At 67.8% G+C, this 15,641-nt stretch carries 18 protein-coding genes; 10 read left to right on the top strand and 8 right to left on the bottom strand.

What is annotated here, in order from left to right:
* Positions 1-119: 119 nt before the first annotated feature.
* The 9 genes from rpmH (at position 120) to ACZ5IK_RS15510 (ending at position 6,114) form a co-directional block, all read left to right on the top strand.
* The gene (rpmH, locus tag ACZ5IK_RS15550; RefSeq protein WP_005154511.1) at positions 120-263 is read left to right on the top strand and encodes a 50S ribosomal protein L34; all 144 of its coding nucleotides are present in this window, start codon (positions 120-122) and stop codon (positions 261-263) included.
* Positions 264-286: 23 nt separating this feature from the next.
* A complete protein-coding gene (rnpA, locus tag ACZ5IK_RS15545) occupies positions 287-697 on the top strand; it encodes a ribonuclease P protein component (RefSeq protein WP_410601558.1) in 411 nt (136 codons plus the stop codon).
* A gap of 4 nt (positions 698-701) precedes the next feature.
* Positions 702-1,007 carry a membrane protein insertion efficiency factor YidD gene (gene yidD, locus ACZ5IK_RS15540; protein WP_410601557.1) on the top strand — a complete coding sequence of 102 codons (306 nt, stop codon included), beginning with the start codon at positions 702-704 and terminating at the stop codon, positions 1,005-1,007.
* A 4-nt stretch (positions 1,008-1,011) separates the two neighbouring features.
* Positions 1,012-2,115 carry a membrane protein insertase YidC gene (yidC, locus tag ACZ5IK_RS15535; protein WP_465488266.1) on the top strand — a complete coding sequence of 368 codons (1,104 nt, stop codon included), beginning with the start codon at positions 1,012-1,014 and terminating at the stop codon, positions 2,113-2,115.
* 30 nt (positions 2,116-2,145) lie between these two features.
* A complete protein-coding gene (locus ACZ5IK_RS15530) occupies positions 2,146-2,703 on the top strand; it encodes a Jag family protein (protein WP_465488265.1) in 558 nt (185 codons plus the stop codon).
* A gap of 213 nt (positions 2,704-2,916) precedes the next feature.
* Positions 2,917-3,597: a 16S rRNA (guanine(527)-N(7))-methyltransferase RsmG gene (gene rsmG / locus ACZ5IK_RS15525; RefSeq protein ID WP_465488264.1), complete on the top strand. Its 681-nt coding sequence runs from the start codon at positions 2,917-2,919 to the stop codon at positions 3,595-3,597.
* A 64-nt stretch (positions 3,598-3,661) separates the two neighbouring features.
* Positions 3,662-4,591 carry a ParA family protein gene (locus ACZ5IK_RS15520; RefSeq protein ID WP_465488263.1) on the top strand — a complete coding sequence of 310 codons (930 nt, stop codon included), beginning with the start codon at positions 3,662-3,664 and terminating at the stop codon, positions 4,589-4,591.
* On the top strand, positions 4,588-5,604 hold the full coding sequence (locus ACZ5IK_RS15515) for a ParB/RepB/Spo0J family partition protein (protein ID WP_465488262.1): 1,017 nt from the start codon (positions 4,588-4,590) through the stop codon (positions 5,602-5,604). Before ACZ5IK_RS15520 ends, ACZ5IK_RS15515 begins: the two co-directional genes overlap by 4 nt.
* 123 nt (positions 5,605-5,727) lie before the next feature.
* Complete coding sequence (locus ACZ5IK_RS15510; protein WP_465488261.1) at positions 5,728-6,114, top strand: hypothetical protein; 387 nt, start codon at positions 5,728-5,730, stop codon at positions 6,112-6,114.
* Positions 6,115-6,162: 48 nt separating this feature from the next.
* Here the strand turns inward: ACZ5IK_RS15510 and ACZ5IK_RS15505 are convergent, their stop codons facing one another.
* Both ACZ5IK_RS15505 and ACZ5IK_RS15500 read right to left on the bottom strand, forming a co-directional pair.
* The gene (locus tag ACZ5IK_RS15505; RefSeq protein ID WP_101611572.1) at positions 6,163-7,113 is read right to left on the bottom strand and encodes a D-alanine--D-alanine ligase family protein; all 951 of its coding nucleotides are present in this window, start codon (positions 7,111-7,113) and stop codon (positions 6,163-6,165) included.
* 37 nt (positions 7,114-7,150) lie between these two features.
* Complete coding sequence (locus ACZ5IK_RS15500) at positions 7,151-8,470, bottom strand: aminotransferase-like domain-containing protein (RefSeq protein WP_101613632.1); 1,320 nt, start codon at positions 8,468-8,470, stop codon at positions 7,151-7,153.
* Between the two features lie 196 nt (positions 8,471-8,666).
* On the opposite strand from ACZ5IK_RS15500, the gene ACZ5IK_RS15495 reads away from it, so the two are divergent.
* Positions 8,667-9,311, top strand: coding sequence for a GNAT family N-acetyltransferase (locus ACZ5IK_RS15495; protein WP_101611571.1), 645 nt, complete (start codon positions 8,667-8,669; stop codon positions 9,309-9,311).
* Positions 9,312-9,627: 316 nt separating this feature from the next.
* Here the strand turns inward: ACZ5IK_RS15495 and ACZ5IK_RS15490 are convergent, their stop codons facing one another.
* The 6 genes from ACZ5IK_RS15490 to ACZ5IK_RS15465 form a co-directional block, all read right to left on the bottom strand.
* The gene (locus ACZ5IK_RS15490) at positions 9,628-10,776 is read right to left on the bottom strand and encodes an N-acetylmuramoyl-L-alanine amidase (RefSeq protein ID WP_101611570.1); all 1,149 of its coding nucleotides are present in this window, start codon (positions 10,774-10,776) and stop codon (positions 9,628-9,630) included.
* Positions 10,777-11,037: 261 nt separating this feature from the next.
* Positions 11,038-11,361 carry a thioredoxin gene (gene trxA, locus ACZ5IK_RS15485; protein ID WP_101611569.1) on the bottom strand — a complete coding sequence of 108 codons (324 nt, stop codon included), beginning with the start codon at positions 11,359-11,361 and terminating at the stop codon, positions 11,038-11,040.
* A 38-nt stretch (positions 11,362-11,399) separates the two neighbouring features.
* The gene (gene trxB, locus ACZ5IK_RS15480) at positions 11,400-12,395 is read right to left on the bottom strand and encodes a thioredoxin-disulfide reductase (RefSeq protein WP_465488260.1); all 996 of its coding nucleotides are present in this window, start codon (positions 12,393-12,395) and stop codon (positions 11,400-11,402) included.
* 163 nt (positions 12,396-12,558) lie between these two features.
* Complete coding sequence (locus ACZ5IK_RS15475; RefSeq protein WP_465488259.1) at positions 12,559-13,353, bottom strand: hypothetical protein; 795 nt, start codon at positions 13,351-13,353, stop codon at positions 12,559-12,561.
* Positions 13,350-14,009 carry an RNA polymerase sigma factor SigM gene (gene sigM, locus ACZ5IK_RS15470; RefSeq protein WP_101611566.1) on the bottom strand — a complete coding sequence of 220 codons (660 nt, stop codon included), beginning with the start codon at positions 14,007-14,009 and terminating at the stop codon, positions 13,350-13,352. Before sigM ends, ACZ5IK_RS15475 begins: the two co-directional genes overlap by 4 nt.
* Before the next feature lie 31 nt (positions 14,010-14,040).
* Positions 14,041-15,600: a protein kinase family protein gene (locus ACZ5IK_RS15465; protein ID WP_465488332.1), complete on the bottom strand. Its 1,560-nt coding sequence runs from the start codon at positions 15,598-15,600 to the stop codon at positions 14,041-14,043.
* Positions 15,601-15,641: the final 41 nt, after the last annotated feature.

The raw sequence follows: 15,641 nt of genomic DNA, 5'->3' as shown, positions 1-15,641 counted from the left end.
GCTCGACGTGACGAGGCCACACGTTGGTAGGAGACACCAGAGACTGCCGTGCGTCAGCACGACACGCCAGGAACGGGTCGAACCGTCCCCGGCGGCCGATGAAACAGGAGAAGTAAGTCGTGAGCAAGGGTAAGCGCACCTTCCAGCCGAACAACCGCCGACGCGCCCGGGTCCACGGGTTCCGGCTTCGGATGCGGACCCGCGCCGGCCGGGCCATCCTGGCGGCTCGTCGTCGCAAGGGCCGCGGCGCACTGTCCGCCTGATCCGGCCGCCGTCGAGGGACGTCGTGCTGCCGGCCGCCGCGAGGTTGCGGCGCAGTGAGGATTTCCGTGCCGTGATGCGGCGTGGGGCCAAGGCAGGCAGGCGCCGCCTCGTCGTCCATGCGTTGACCACGGACCCGTCCGAAGCCGCCGAGGCGGCGCGGGCGGGTTTTGTGGTGAGCAAGGCCGTGGGGAATTCGGTGGTCCGCCACCGGGTCTCCCGCCGGTTGAGGCATCTCGTTTCCGCCAGGATCGGAACACTGCCGCCGGGGAGCTCGTTGGTGGTACGGGCACTACCTCCGGCCGCGGACGCGTCCAGCGCGGAACTCGGCTCGGATCTCGACGCGTCGCTACGGCGCCTCGGGTTGTCCGGGCCTTCCGCCGTCACCGGGAAGTCCCGCCAGACGCGACCCTCCGACAACGGATCAGCGGTGTAACGGCATGCGAGCCACCGAGAGCGAGACCACCGAAGAAGCCCGCCCCGGCCCGGTGGCCTGGGTGCTGCTCCTGCCCGTCAAGCTGTATCGCAAAGCGATCTCTCCCTTCCTTCCTCCGGCGTGCCGGTTCTACCCGAGCTGTAGCGCGTACGCCGTAGAGGCACTGACCCGGCACGGCGCCGGCCGCGGTACCTACCTCGCGGTCCGGCGCTTGCTGCGCTGTGGCCCGTGGACGATGCCCGGCCGCGACCCGGTCCCCGAGACGTTCTCGTGGCGCCACCGCCGACCTGAAACACCGATCGAGGAGTAGCTCAGTGCTCGACTTCATCTACTACCCCGTGTCCTTCATCTTGTGGTGTTGGCACAAGGTCTTCGGGCTTGTGTTCGGTGAGGCGAACGCGGTCTCCTGGATCCTGGCGATCATCTTCCTGACGTTCACCGTCCGCGGCATCATGTTCAAGCCGTTCGTGAACCAGGTCCGGTCGATGAAGAAGATGCAGGACTTCGCACCGGAAATGAAGAAGGTGCAGAAGAAGTACGCCAACGACCGGCAGCGCCAGGCGATGGAGATGCAGAAGCTCCAGAAGGAGCACGGCGTCAACCCGCTGGGCAGCTGCCTGCCGATGCTGCTTCAGATCCCGGTCTTCATCGGCCTGAACCACGTCCTGCGGATGTTCACCATCAACCCGTACGGCGGCCCGAAGACCGAGAACTACTTCTTCGACCAGGCCGGCGTGGACTCCTACGTTCACGCGAAGATCTTTGGTGTCAACCTCGGTGAGGCCATCTACACCGGTGTCGACATGGTCAGCGGTGGCAACACGGCCGCCGGGTTCCACTGGAGTGTCGCTCCGGTCGCGATCCCGCTGATGATCGTCGCCAGCATCGCCACGCACCTCACCGCGCGTCACTCGGTCCAGCGTCAGAATCCCGAGTCGGCGACCCCGCAGACCGCGATGATGAACAAGCTGACGATGTACGTCTTCCCGATCGGTGTGCTCATCTTCGGTGCGCTGTTCCCGCTCGGCCTCCTCTTCTACTGGCTGGCGAACAACGGCTGGACCCTGATGCAGCAGCGCCTCGTCTACACGAAGATCGACAAGGAAGAAGAGGCCCGCAAGGAAGCCGAGAAGGAGAAGCGCGCGAACCTCGGCCCGAAGCCCGGCCAGAAGCCGACCGCGCCGCGCCCCGGCCAGAAGCCGGTCCAGCAGAAGAGGAACAAGCAGTCCTCCGGTGGTCAGGTCAAGAAGGCGGGTTCGCCCCACGGCTTCGCCCAGACCGGTTCGTCCGCCGCGGAGAAGAAGGACGCCGAGAACGCATCAGCCGAGCCGTCGACCAACGGCTCGAAGGAGAACGGCGCCGACGTGCCCGGTCTCATCTCTGACTCGACTAAGAAATCAGGCCGGAAGCGTCGCTGACGCCGATCCGGGCTGGAGAGGAGACCAACTATGGCGGAGACGATCGACACGATCGACGCCGAAGAGAACAGCGCGGCCGAGGTCGAAGACTCGGCTGAGGAGACCGGTCGCAAGGGAGGTGTCGACGACGACGTCCTCGTGAAGGAGGGCGACATCGCCGGCGACTACCTCGAGCGGCTGCTCGACCTTTTGGACTACGACGGCGATATCGATCTCGATGTCGAAGCGGGCCGCGCGATCGTCAGCATCGACGGTGGCGAGGATCTGGAGAAGCTCGTCGGTCCCCGCGGCACCATCCTCGAGGCGCTGCAGGAGCTGACGCGCCTGGCGGTGCAGCAGGAGACCGGTTCGCGGAGCCGCCTGATGCTGGACATCGCGGGCTGGCGCGCGGACCGTCGCGAAGAGCTTCGCGAGCTCGGCCGCTCGACCGCCGAGACCGTGGTCTCGTCCGGTGAGCGTGTCCGGCTGCAGCCGATGAGCCCGTTCGAGCGGAAGGTCGTGCACGACGCGGTCGCCGCCGTCGATGGGGTCAAGAGCGAGAGCGAAGGTGAGGACCCGAAGCGCCGGGTCGTCATCTTCCCCGCCTGACGAGTTTCTCTGAACGAAGCGGCCCGCCGGTCATCCGGCGGGCCGCTTCTTCGTTGCCGGGGAGAATTACACGCGTGGCGTTTCACGTGAAACGCGTGAAGACGAGTGGAGTTGTCCACAACTTCGGACTGTCTCCCCGCTTTGCGGTCGGCGTCATGGACAATCGGTGAAGCGCGTTTCACGTGAAACGGCGTCGAGGGTTGAGGAGCAAGAGTGGGCTTGGACGGGGTCGCCGCATCGGTTCGGAGTGCGGCGTCGGAAGTGTTCGGAGACCGCGTCGAGCAAGCCATCGGCTACGTCGAACTCCTGGAGCGGCACGGCGTCGAGCGCGGCCTGATCGGTCCCCGTGAGGTCGACCGGCTCTGGGAACGGCACGTGCTGAACTCCGCCGTGATCGGCGAGCGGATCCCCGACGGCGCCCGCGTGGTCGACGTCGGATCGGGCGCGGGGCTTCCGGGTGTACCGCTCGCGATCAGCCGACCGGACCTCGATATCGTTCTGCTCGAACCGATGGCCCGCCGGGTCGACTGGCTGGCCGAGGTTGCCGAGAAGCTGAAACTCCCCATCACCGTTGTCCGCGGGCGCGCGGAAGAGCGGCAGGTACGCGAGGAGCTCGGTGACGCGGATGTCGTCACCGCCCGGGCAGTCGCTCCGTTGGCCCGGCTCGCGAACTGGTGCCTCCCGCTCGTGCGTGCCCAAGGTGCTCTGGTCGCCCTCAAAGGAGCGAGCGCCGGAGAGGAAATCGAACGCGATCGCGTCGCCGTCCGGAAGGCCGGCGGTGGCGAGCCGGAAGTCTTCGAGTGCGGCGCCAAGGTGCTTGAGGTCCCCAGCACGGTCGTCGTGATCCATCGTCTGCCTTCGAAACCGTCTCGACCGCGCGGCAGGCGTAGCTAGACCGGTTCCACGTGAAACAACGCAGACCGACTCCCACTTCTAATACAGAGGAGGTTCGAGACCGGTGACTCCCCCACCGTCCGACCCCGCGAGCACTGGCCACGAACTCGGCTGGACGCCCATCGCCGAAGAGGCCGTCCGGGCCGCCAGCGTGCTGCACCCCAAGAAGGGCGCGCTCCCGCGTCCGACCCGTCGGCGCGTGCTGACGGTCGCCAACCAGAAGGGCGGCGTCGGCAAGACCACGAGCACGGTGAACCTCGCCGCCGCCCTGGCCGTCCACGGGCTCAAGACGCTCGTGATCGACCTCGACCCGCAGGGCAACGCGAGCACCGCGCTCGACATCGAACACCGATCCGGCACGCCGTCCATCTATGAGGTGCTGATCGGCGAGGTCACGCTCGCTGAGGCGGCCGCGCAGAGCGAGCAGTCGGAGAACCTCTACTGCGTGCCCGCGACCATCGACCTCGCCGGCGCCGAGATCGAACTCGTGTCCATGGCGTCCCGCGAGATGCGGCTCAAGGAGGCGCTCTCGGCCGAGATCCTCGACGAGATCGGCGTCGACTACGTCTTCATCGACTGCCCGCCGTCGCTCGGTCTGCTGACCGTCAACGCGATGGTCGCCGCGCAGGAGGTGCTGATCCCGATCCAGTGCGAGTACTACGCGCTCGAAGGTCTGGGTCAGCTGCTGAGCAATATCGAGCTCGTCCAGAAGCACCTCAACCGCGAACTCAGCGTCTCCACGATTCTGCTCACCATGTACGACGGCCGGACGAAGCTGGCCGATCAGGTGACGAACGAGGTCCGGAATCACTTCGGGGACACCGTCCTCAAGACGGTGATCCCGCGCAGCGTGAAGGTCTCAGAGGCGCCCGGATACGGGCAGACGGTCCTCGCGTACGACCCAGGTTCCCGGGGTGCGATGAGCTACGTGGACGCGGCGAAGGAGATCGCCCAACGTGGGGCGGAGATGAAGGAAAGGAGCGGTACGGCATGAGCGAGCGCAGAGGGGGGCTCGGGCGCGGGCTCGCCGCCCTGATCCCCACCGGCCCGCCGCCGGGCTCGGCGGCCCCGGCCGAGAACGGTTCCGCCGCGACCCCCGCTCCCCCGGCGGGCCCGACGGGACCGGACGACAAGGGCTGGTTCGCGGCCAACGGCGCGGCCGGTTCACACGGTGGCGCGGTGGCGGGCGCGGTCTACCGCGAGGTGCCGATCAGCCAGATCAAGCCGAACCCGAAGCAGCCGCGGCAGGTCTTCGACGAAGACGCGCTCAGCGAGCTGGAGCACTCGATCCGCGCGTTCGGGCTCATGCAGCCCATCGTGGTCCGGGAGCTCGGGACCGACGAGTACGAACTCGTCATGGGCGAGCGGCGTCTGCGCGCGTCTCAGCTGGCCGAGCTGGAGGCGATCCCGGCGATCGTCCGCCAGACCGCCGACGAGGCGATGCTGCGCGACGCGCTGCTCGAGAACATCCACCGCGTTCAGCTCAACCCGCTCGAAGAGGCGGCCGCCTATCAGCAGCTGCTCGACGAGTTCGCGGTCACGCACGAGGAGCTGGCCGGTCGGATCGGGCGCAGCAGGCCGGTCATCACGAACACGATCCGCTTGCTCAAACTGCCCCTCGCGGTCCAGCGACGGGTCGCCGCCGGGGTGCTTTCGGCGGGGCACGCGCGGGCGCTGCTCTCTCTCGAAGACGCCGAAAGTCAGGAAGAGCTGGCCGCGCGGATCGTCGCGGAGGGCATGTCCGTCCGCGCGACCGAGGAAGCCGTCACGCTCAAGAAGAGCGAAAAACCGGCCAAGCCGAAGCCCGCTCCCCGTAAGCCGATCCAGGCACCTGGTCTCCAAGAACTGGCGAGCCGGCTTTCGGACCGGTTCGACACTCGCGTGAAGGTCGACTTGGGCCGCCGCAAAGGCCGGATCACCCTCGAATTCGGGTCCGTTGACGACCTTGAACGCATTGTGGCATTGATGGACGAAAATCAGGCAAATCGGACTCGTGAAACCGATTAGGGATCACCCCAGGTCGTTTTGTCACGGTGACGATTGCTGAGTGATGATGAAGAGGTAACGTTGAGTGCTTGTTTTCGGACGGGCGGGCTTTCGGAAATGTTTCCCGTGAAACCGGCCCCGGCGATGACCGAGCTGCCCTTCGTTCGTTTCCAGAGCCCGGACCGCAACGAGCGAGGAACCTTCACCGGGGTCTTCGGTCTCGTCAACGGGCTCGCCCGGGCCGGACGCCTCACCGTCGAGCAGGAAGCCTTTCGTCGGAGGAACAACGACTGGTACGACGCGAACTTCAGCAACCCGGCACACACCGATCCGAGCGTCTACGACGCGGAGGTGAATCCCGGGGCGATGGCGTGGTTCAAGGCGACGGCCCATGTCTTCATCGAACGGGTCGACGGCTACCTGTCGATTCTGAAGACACACGGGATTCCGTGCGACGCCGTCTGGTCGGCGGACCCGGGACTGGTCATCTACGAGGACGAGCGTCAGGTCGTCGCCGTGGCCCGGAAATGAAAAAGGGGACTCGCCCGCGGTGGGCAAGTCCCCTTCGTCGAGTCCGGCTCAGCTCTTGCGGGAGATCGCCCGTCCGACGAGGTCGGCGAACACCGATCCGAGCGTGGCGCCGCCCGCCTCGATCGCCATGGGCACGATCGACGTCTCAGTGAGGCCCGGCGACGGGTTCACCGCGAGGAAGTAGACCGTGCCGTCTTCGGTGACCACGGCGTCGGTGCGGGAGATGTCGCGAAGACCCAGTTGCCGGTGCGCGGCGACGGCGAGCTCGCCGACCGCCTTGGCGGCGTCGTCGGCGATCCGCGCGGGGGTGAAGAAGTCGGTCAGGCCGGCGGTGTAGCGAGCGGTGTAGTCGTACACGCCGCTCTCCGGCACGATCTCGACCGCGGGCAGGGCCTCGGGTCCCTGTTCGCCTTCGATGACCGTCACGGCCACCTCGACGCCGGAGACGAACTTCTCGGCGAGAACGGTGTCTCCGTAAGCGAAGCAGCCGACCATCGCACCGGGCATCTCCGAGGCTTCCTTGACGACCTGGGCGCCCAGCGCCGAACCACCCTGGTCGGGCTTGAGGATCAGGGGCAAGCCCAGTGTCTCGACCATCGCGTCCAGCACGGCCTGCGCGCCGAGCTCGCGGAAGGTGCTGTGCGGCAGCACGACCCAGTCCGGCGTCGTGAAGCCCGCGTTGGCGACCAGCGCCTTGGCCGTCGGCTTGTCCCACGCGCGGCGGCAGCCCTGCGAGCTGGTGCCGACGTAGGGCACGTCCAGCATCTCCAGCACCGTCTGCACCGCGCCATTCTCCCCTTCACCACCGTGAAGGGCGACGATGGCCGCGTCGGGCCGCTGGGTGCGAAGACGTTCGAGCAAGCCCGCGTCGGTGTCCCACTCTTCGACGATGAGGCCTTCCGCCCGCAGGGCGACCGAGAGCCGCCGCCCGGACCGGAGAGAGACATCGCGTTCGTGGGAAAGTCCGCCTGCGAGTACGGCGACGGTGCGGTCGACCATCGAGGACTCCTTTGGGTCTAAGGGGACGCCCGGTCGATCAGACCGTGTCCGGAGAGGGGTTCTGTGGCCCCGAGATCGAGCGTGGGCTCACGTTACCGAAGGTACGCGCGAGGTCCATTTCGGACTCGAGCACCGCGGCGAGCCTTCGGACGCCTTCGCGGATCCGCTCCGGCGTCGGGTAGCAGTAGGAAAGACGTAGTTGTCTGCTGCCGAAACCGTCGGCGTAGAAACCGGTTCCGGAGGCGTACGCGACCCGGGCGGTGACGGCCCTCGGCAGCATCGCCTTCGTGTCGACGCCTTCGGGGACTGTCATCCAGACGTAGAAACCGCCATCGGGTTTGGTCCAGCTGCAGCCGGCGGGCATGTGCTGTTCGAGCGCGGTCAGGATCGCGTCCCGGCGCTCCCGGTAGTTCTCGCGGAAGGTCTTGATCTGCCCCAGCCAGTCGTGAGTCGAGAGGTATCGCGACACGATCAACTGGTTAAGCGTCGGCGGGCAAAGCGTCGCGGACTCGGCCGCGAGCACGAGTTTCTCCCGGACGGCGTGCGGTGCGAGCACCCAGCCGACCCGCAGGCCGGAGGCGAAGGTCTTCGAGAACGAGCCCAGGTACACCACGTTGTCGGGGTCGATCGAGCGGAGCGCCGGGTACGTCTGCCCGCTGAAGCCGAGCAGACCGTACGGGTTGTCCTCGACGATGAGGATGTCGTGCTCGCGGCAGATCTCCACGATCTCCGCGCGGCGCTCGACGGCCAGCGTGACGCCGCCGGGGTTGTGGAAGTTGGGGATCGTGTAGAGGAACTTGACCCGCTGGCCCGTCTTCTTGGTCTCCGCGAGCGCGGCTCGCAGCCCTTCGGGGACCAGGCCGTGGTCGTCCATCGCGACGTGTACGACGTTCGCCTGGTACGCGGCGAAGGAGCCGAGCGCGCCGACGTACGACGGGCCCTCGGCGATGATGACGTCGCCCGGGTCGCAGAACAGCCGGGTGACCATGTCGAGTCCCATCTGGGAGCCGACCGTCACGACGACGTCGTCCGGGTGGGCCTTGATGCCTTCGAGGGCCATGATTTCGCAGATCTGCTCACGCAGCGCGGGGACGCCGTGCGCGGAGCCGTACTGGAGTGCGACCAGACCTTCTTCGGCGATGAGCTCACTGACCTGCGCGGACAACGAGTCGAGCGGAAGCGCGGCGAGGTTCGGCATCCCGCCGGCGAGCGAGACCACCTCGGGGCGACTGGCCACCGCGAACAATGCCCTGATCTCGGAAGCAGTCATTCCGGCCGTACGCGCGGCGTAGCGGTCGAGATGCGGGTCGAGGTTGTGTCGGCCGCTCTGCGGCCTGACAGGGCGATTCTCGGTCATCAGGCGCTTCACCCGTGCTTCGAAGTGGACATAGTCGCTACCGACTGGTAGTTCCATCGAGTGTAACCACCCTCCCTTGAGGGGCCCTGGCCTTCCGGTGTTCATCACATCCGCCTATCCTCGATCAGGACCCCTTCGGCAAGCCCTGCTCGGGACAGGGCTGCGTCGGGTGTCCGTTGTCCAGGGAGGTTTGTCGGTGTCGCGTCGCGTCGTGGGCGTAACCCTGGACAATCTCGAGCATCTGCCCAAGAGCTGCCGCCGCTGCGTGTACTGGGAGCTGGCGCCGCACATGAAGGCGCAGGCCGAGGAGTACGGCGCGACAGAGGTCGAAAAAGAAGCCTGGGTTTCCAGCGTGCTGCTTGAGTGGGGCTCCTGCGGCCGCATCGTCTACAGCGACACCTTGCCTGTCGGCTTCGTGCTCTACGCGCCGCCGAACGCCGTGCCGCGTTCGCTGGCCTTTCCCACTTCCCCGCCCGGTCCGGACGCGGTTCTGCTGACCGCCTTCCAGATCCTCCCCGAATTCCAGGGCGGCGGGCTCGGCCGGATGCTGGTGCAGGCGGTCGCGAAGGATCTGACCAAACGCGGGGTCCGCGCGATCGAGGCCTTCGGTGACGCCAAGCCCGAAGAGACCGATCCGGACGGCGGTCACAGCTGCGTGCTGCCCGCCGCGTTCCTGCAGAGCGTCGGATTCAAGACCGTCCGGCCGCATCCGCGGTGGCCGCGGCTGCGACTGGAACTGCGGTCGGCGATCTCGTGGAAGGAAGACGTGGAGGCGGCCCTCGAACGGCTGCTCGGCCAGGTCTCCATCACCACCGCCGAACCGAGCATGGGTCGCGCCTGACTTTTCGGCCGTTCCGGAGTCCTCGGAAGGCCCCTTCATCTCAAGCCACTAGCAGAGTTTTCGGGTGCGCGCAGCAGCCATCCCCCGCCTTGGGGACAGCTGTGGGTAACCTGCCGAGTTATCCACAGATCGCTGCTAGGAGCGGTGGAAAATCTGTGGATGGGTAGGCTGGACCTGGGGACGCCCCCCGGGAAGGGCGGGGGCTGCGCGCCGGGTGGAGCTAGGGGTGGCGTGGTCCGGCGAGGGGGCACACAACCGGTTGTGCCGAGGGCGTCGGCAGGGGCATGTGCGCCTTTGTGCGGGTGTGGAGGACTGGCTACTCCGCTTTGGCGAGTTCGTGGGCCAGGACGTCGGCGAAGGTGAACGTGCCGGTCGGCTGGTCCCCTTCGCCGAGCAAGTACAGGCGCTTCACGGCGACCAGGATGCCTTCGGCGACGATGTCGCGGAAGGCCGGGTCGGCCAGTTTGCGGCTGTCTTCCGGGTTGGTCAGGTAGCCGATCTCGATCCGCACCGCCGGGCAGCGGGTACGGGTGAAGATCTCCCAGGTCTTGTAGTGCGTGCGGCAGTCGCGCAGGCCGGTGCGGGCGGCCAGCTCGCGCTGGATGAAGCCCGCCAGCAGCTCACCGACGGTCGACGTCGTGCCGTTGCCGGTGCCGAAGTGGAAGCTCGCGACACCCTGCGCCTTGGGCGAGGGGTTCTTGTCGTTGTGCAGCGAAAGGAACAGGTCGGCGCCCGCTTCGTTCGCGAACTTGGCGCGCTCACCCTCGGTCGGGCTCTGGTTCGGGCCGCGCGAGATCAGCGCTTCCATGCCCGTGGCCTGCATACGGCCTTCGAGCCGTCGCGCCAGATCCCAGGCGATGTCCGCTTCACGCAGGCCGCTCGCGACGACACCGAGGTCTTCGCCGCCGTGGCCAGGGTCGATCACGATGCGCTTGCCGCGCAGCCGGGGGCCCGCCTGGCGCACCTGCTCCTGCTCGCGCAGGAAGACGGGGCGGCCGCCGCGGGCGCGCGGCGAAGAGAGCCGGTGCAGCTCGCGGATGGTGGCCGGACCGCACATGCCGTCGGCGACCAGGCGCATGTCGCGCTGGAAGGTCTTGAGGGCGCGCTCGGTCTGGGCGCCGAAGTGCCCGTCCGGGCGGCCGGCGTCGAAACCGAGTTCGGTCAGCCGCTCCTGGAGCGCGAAGACGTCGTCGCCCTGCATGGGGGCGGAGAACATGTAAGTCAGCGGGCGGCTGCCGAGATGGAAGCCCGCGCCACGAAGCGCCTGATAGGTCGCCGGACCCACCAGACCGTCGGTGATGAGCCCACGGCCCTGCTGGAACGCTCGCACGGCATGTTCCATCGCCGTGTCGAAGACCTCGTACTCCCCGGATTCGGTCACCGGCGGGAGCAGCTCCATCGCCGCCAGCGTGGACCTGATCTCGGCGACGTCCGGTCCGGCGTCACCGCGGCGGAGTACCCGCATGCACTCCTCGCTCTTCCTTTGGGGCACCGAAGGAGCTCGATGCACGACTTTGAAAACCCTGCGGGGCGGACCCCGGTGCTCTATTGTGCCCTGTGAACTCTCGGTGAGCGCGGAGGCCCGGTCGGTGCGTCAAGTCCCCGTTCGTGGAACCCTTCCCGGCGCCATGATCATGTTCCCGTGACGGTGAGGAATACCCGTCCGGCGGAACGACGAAACCCGGAGCCTGGGCAGGCCCCGGGTTTCGGCTGGTGAAACGCGAGATCAGAGGACGTCGGCGAGGTCCGAGAGCAGCGCGGCCTTCGGCTTGGCGCCGACGATCTGCTTCACCGGCTTGCCGCCCTGGAACAGGATCAGCGTCGGGATCGACATCACCTGGTAGTCACGCGCAGTGTTCGGGTTGGCGTCGATGTCGAGCTTCGCGACGGTCAGCTTCTCGCCGTTCTCCGCCGCGATCTCCTCGAGCACCGGGGCGACCATCTTGCACGGACCGCACCAGGTGGCCCAGAAGTCGACCAGCACGGGCTTCTCGCTCGTCAGGACGTCGTCGACGAAGGTCTTGTCGGTCACCGTCACGGTGTTGGCCATGGTGTCTCCTCCTGGGTGGTGAACGGATGCTGTGAAAGTCAGCTGGTGGTGGCGCCGTAGCCGCCGCCGACCAGCTCAGGGGTCTCCTGGGCGGTCTCGACACCGGCGTGTTCCGCCAGCCATCGTTCCGCGTCGATCGCCGCGGCGCAGCCCGAACCCGCGGCCGTGATCGCCTGCCGGTAGGTGCGGTCGACCAGGTCGCCCGCCGCGAAAACGCCGGGGAGGTTCGTGTACGAGGTCCGGCCCTTGGTGAGCACGTAGCCGTCCTCGTCGAGGTCCACCTGACCACGCACCAGTTCGCTGCGCGGGTCGTGACCGATCGCGACGAAGAACCCCGTCACGTCCAGCTGGGACTCCTCGCCGGTCACCGTGTCCTTGAGCTTCAGGCCTTCGACCTTGCCCTCACCCTCGACGCCGGTGATCTGCTTGTTGAGCGCCCACTTGATCTTCTCGTTCTCGCGGGCCCGGTCCAGCATGATCCGGGAGGCGCGGAACTCCTCGCGGCGGTGGACGATCGTGACGGACTTGGCGAACTTCGTCAGGAAGGTCGCCTCCTCCATCGCGGAGTCGCCGCCGCCGGCGACCACGATGTCGTGGTCGCGGAAGAAGAACCCGTCGCAGGTGGCACAGGCCGAAACACCGCGGCCGAGCAGTTCCTGCTCACCCGGGACGTTCAGGTAGCGGGCCGCGGCGCCCATCGAGAGCACGACCGCGCGGGCCGCGTAGCGCTTGCCGTTCGCGACGACGTACTTGACGTCACCGGTCAGCTCGACGGACTCGACGTCCTCCGAGCGCAGGTCGGCGCCGAAACGCTTGGCCTGCTCGCGCATCTCTTCCATGAGGTCGGGACCCTGGATGCCTTCGCGGAAGCCGGGGAAGTTCTCGACCTCCGTCGTCGTCATCAAGGCACCGCCGAACTGAGTGCCCTCGAACACCAGCGGTTCGAGCTGCGCTCGTGCCGCGTAGACAGCGGCGGTGTACCCCGCAGGACCCGACCCGACAACGATCAAGTTCCTGATTTCCTCGCCAGCCACCCGTGACCTCCGCTCGTAGTGACCTGTTCACCAGGCTCAACACGATCGTAAGGGCCGGTGTTCCCGGGGTGACCGGCGCTACTTCTCCCGGCTTGCGACGGCGATAGCAAAGGTCCCTTGCTCCCGACCGGGAGCAAGGGACCTTCGCTATCGCTCTCCGCTGCTACTTCTGTCCGATGATCTTGTCGAAGAGGACCGACGCGTTGCCCGGGCCGCAGTCGGCACCGAAGGCGACGATGCGGAACTGGGCGAGCTTGCCTGTGGTGTAGATCACCATCACGCCGTCCTTGCCCGCGACGTTCACCGGCCGGATGCCCTCCGGCCGAACGTCGGGGTCCAGTCCGGCGGCTTCGACGCAGGCGTCGAGGCGCTCTTCGGTCTTCAACGAGCCGAAGTCGCGGACGCCGATCGCCTTGCCGACGAGGGCTTCGGCCCCGCCGCCGTCTCCGCCGACCGACGAGCCGGTGGGGGCGGGCGGAGGCTGCGCGACGCCGCCCGGCGTCGACTGCTGCGTGGTCGGTACGACGATCGCGACGGCGGCGATGGCCGCCGCGGCCACGGTCGCTATCCCCGCGCCCCAGCCGATCCGCTTGTTCCGCTTCCGCCGTGCTGCCGCGAGGTCCACCACCGGGGCGACCTGCGCCTGCTGCCCTTCAGGTGCGCCTTGAAACGCAGGCGACGCCTGACGGGCCTGCATCTCGGCGGCCAGCGCCGCGTCGAGCCGCGCCGCGAACTCCGCGGGCATGGGAGCGACCGGCTCGTTCGCGAGTCCCGCGAGGTCGGCCGTCGTCGCTTCGAGTGCTTCGATGATCGCCAGTGCTTCGGGGTCGGCGTTCACCAACGGCCAGAGTTCGGCCGCCTCTCGCTCGTCCAGCACACCTGCGTGCAGGTCGGCGAGCATATCGACAGACCACGGCGGACCGACGGTCCCACCGATCCCCCTGCTCTCGTCTGTCATCGTCCCTCCCCGTCACCCGGCGTGCCCTGAGGACGCCTGGCACCCCGTTCCGGGGTAGCGCGAACACGTTTGCTTTCGTGAGTTGGGACGTTCGCAATCGCATCGGGGTTCCGCAGATGTCCGAGAACCTTCGCGAGCTTTCCTCGACCTCGAGCGCACCTGCTCTTGACCGTGCCCTCGGCGATACCGAGCATTTTCGCCGTCTCCGCGACGGAGTATCCCTCGACGTCGACCAACACGATCGGGGCACGTTGCTCTTCGGGAAGCTGGTCGAGGGCTTCCTTGACGACGAGGCTCGTCTCGCGCTCGGACATCGAGTCGCGCGGTGAGGCGGGCTCGTTGAACTGCCCGGTTTCGGGCAGCGGAACGGTCGGTCTGGCCTTGCCCCGCCGGATGCGGTCGAGGCACGCGTTCACGACGATGCGGTGCAACCACGTCGTGACCTGTGATTCGGCTCTGAAGTTGCCCGCTGCGCGGAACGCGGAGATAAAGGCGTCCTGCAGGGCGTCCGCGGCTTCTTCCGGGTCCCGCACGGTGCGCAGGGCCACCGCCCACATGCGGTCTCGATGTCGCTGGACCAGTTCACTGAACGCGTGCGGGTCACCGGCGGCATGCGCCGCTATGAGATCCGCGTCCGTTGGAGCTGCAGCTGTCACCCGGGAGAGCCTACTGACCCGGTGTTCGGCGTCACCCCGCAGGCAGGAAGGTCAGCTCCTTGAGTTCGGTGATGAACTTGCCGTCCGCGTCTTCACCCAGCTGAGTGATCCAGATGATGAAGTACTGACCCTGCTGCGGCTGCTGCAGCGCGATGGTCGATTCACCCGCCGCGAGATCCCCGGTGCCGACGACCTTGGTCTCGTCGAGCTTCGGGTTCTTCTTGTCGGCGGAGCGGATCTCGACCTTCGAGCCGGGGCTTGCCGAGTCGATCTTGATCTGGCTGAGGTTGATCGGGTCCTTGAAGGTCACGACCATCCCGACACCGTCCTTGAGCACCGGGAACTGCTTGTCGTACTCGTCGGTCTTCCAGGAGGTGCCCGCGTCGCCGTCGGTGGTGTTCTTGGCGCGGCCGGGGCTGTCGCCCTTGCTGCCCGGGTTGAAGACGGCGACGGCCGACGGCTTCACCGCGGCGCCCAAGGCGGGTGCCGGCGGCTGCTGGGTGGGCGGCGGCTGTTCGCCCGGAGGCGGCGGAGCCTGTGAGGACGACGACGCGGCGACGTTCAGGTTCGGGCCGCTGGACTTCGATTCGCCCTGGAACAGGTTGATCAGCATCATCCCGCCCCAGGCGAGGATGACCACGGTCGCGACGACCAGCACGGTCACGCCGAACGCCAGCTTCTTGCGCCGCGCGACGTCCTTGACCGGTTTCTTCGTCGTCCAGACCGTGCCGTCCGGTTCGGCCACCGCTTCTTCCTCGCCGACGGCCTTGATGAGCTGGGTGCGCTCCTCGGCTTCGGCGGCCTGGTCCAGGACGCGCAGGATGGCCGCGCTGGTGCGGATGCCGCCGTGGCCGCCGTCCTCGATGGTGCGGACGGCGAGCGAGGACAGCTCGACCGGCACCGTCGGGACCAGTGAGCGCGGCGGGATGACGCGGCCGGTCGGCGCGTGCGGCGCCGCCGGGATCGCGGCAGGCCCGCCGGGCAGGGCCCAGCGACCGGTCAGCAGCAGGTACAGGACCGCGCCGAGTGCCTTGACGTCGTCGCGAAGGGTCGCTTCGGGCAGCGGACCGGGGAAGGCGAGCTTCAGCGCGCCGTCCGGGGTGAGCCGCAAACGCTGTGGATGATCGAGGCCGAGGACGAGACCGTTCTGGTGCGCGTGGTCGACGGCTTCCGCCAGCGCCTGCACCATCCTGGCCGCCGCGGCAGGCGCCACCGGGCGCTGCGACACCAGGTCGACCAGGTCGCTGCCCTTGGTCCATTCCGCCACGACGACACCGAGCAGACCTTCGCTCGAAGTGACGCCGCTGCCGAGGCTCAGCACGTCGAGGACGCGCGCGACCCCGCCGTGCCCGAACTTCGAAGCGTGCGCGGCACGCTCCAACGTCCGGCGTGCGAGCCTCGCTGCCTCCGCGTCCGCCGGGTCGCCGACCAGCAACGTCAGCGCGACATCACGCTTCAGCTGTCCGTCGCGCGCGCGCCAAAGATGCGCGGCGGCTCGTTCGTCCACCCCGAACTGTGCGAGCAGGCGATACCGGCCGTCACCGACGACCCGGCCAGGTGCCAGCGACCCACCTTGGGCACGAACGCCCACCTGGCTCGCCTCCCCTGCCTGTTCGCTCCGTCTCGTATCCA

It is taken from the genome of Amycolatopsis sp. NPDC031561 (assembly GCF_055580625.1).
The sequence above is the reverse complement of the archived record's forward strand: the minus strand, read 5'-3'. Positions and strand labels throughout refer to the sequence as shown.

Bases quoted from the DNA above. Each gene is read 5' to 3' on its own strand.
- ACZ5IK_RS15475 (WP_465488259.1), bottom strand. From the start codon at position 13,353: ATGACAGACGAGAGCAGGGGGATCGGTGGGACCGTCGGTCCGCCGTGG.
- ACZ5IK_RS15515 (WP_465488262.1), top strand. From the start codon at position 4,588: ATGAGCGAGCGCAGAGGGGGGCTCGGGCGCGGGCTCGCCGCCCTGATC.
- ACZ5IK_RS15490 (WP_101611570.1), bottom strand. From the start codon at position 10,776: ATGCGGGTACTCCGCCGCGGTGACGCCGGACCGGACGTCGCCGAGATC.
- ACZ5IK_RS15505 (WP_101611572.1), bottom strand. From the start codon at position 7,113: ATGGTCGACCGCACCGTCGCCGTACTCGCAGGCGGACTTTCCCACGAA.
- ACZ5IK_RS15500 (WP_101613632.1), bottom strand. From the start codon at position 8,470: ATGACCGAGAATCGCCCTGTCAGGCCGCAGAGCGGCCGACACAACCTC.
- trxA (WP_101611569.1), bottom strand. From the start codon at position 11,361: ATGGCCAACACCGTGACGGTGACCGACAAGACCTTCGTCGACGACGTC.
- ACZ5IK_RS15530 (WP_465488265.1), top strand. From the start codon at position 2,146: ATGGCGGAGACGATCGACACGATCGACGCCGAAGAGAACAGCGCGGCC.
- ACZ5IK_RS15510 (WP_465488261.1), top strand. From the start codon at position 5,728: ATGACCGAGCTGCCCTTCGTTCGTTTCCAGAGCCCGGACCGCAACGAG.
- yidD (WP_410601557.1), top strand. From the start codon at position 702: ATGCGAGCCACCGAGAGCGAGACCACCGAAGAAGCCCGCCCCGGCCCG.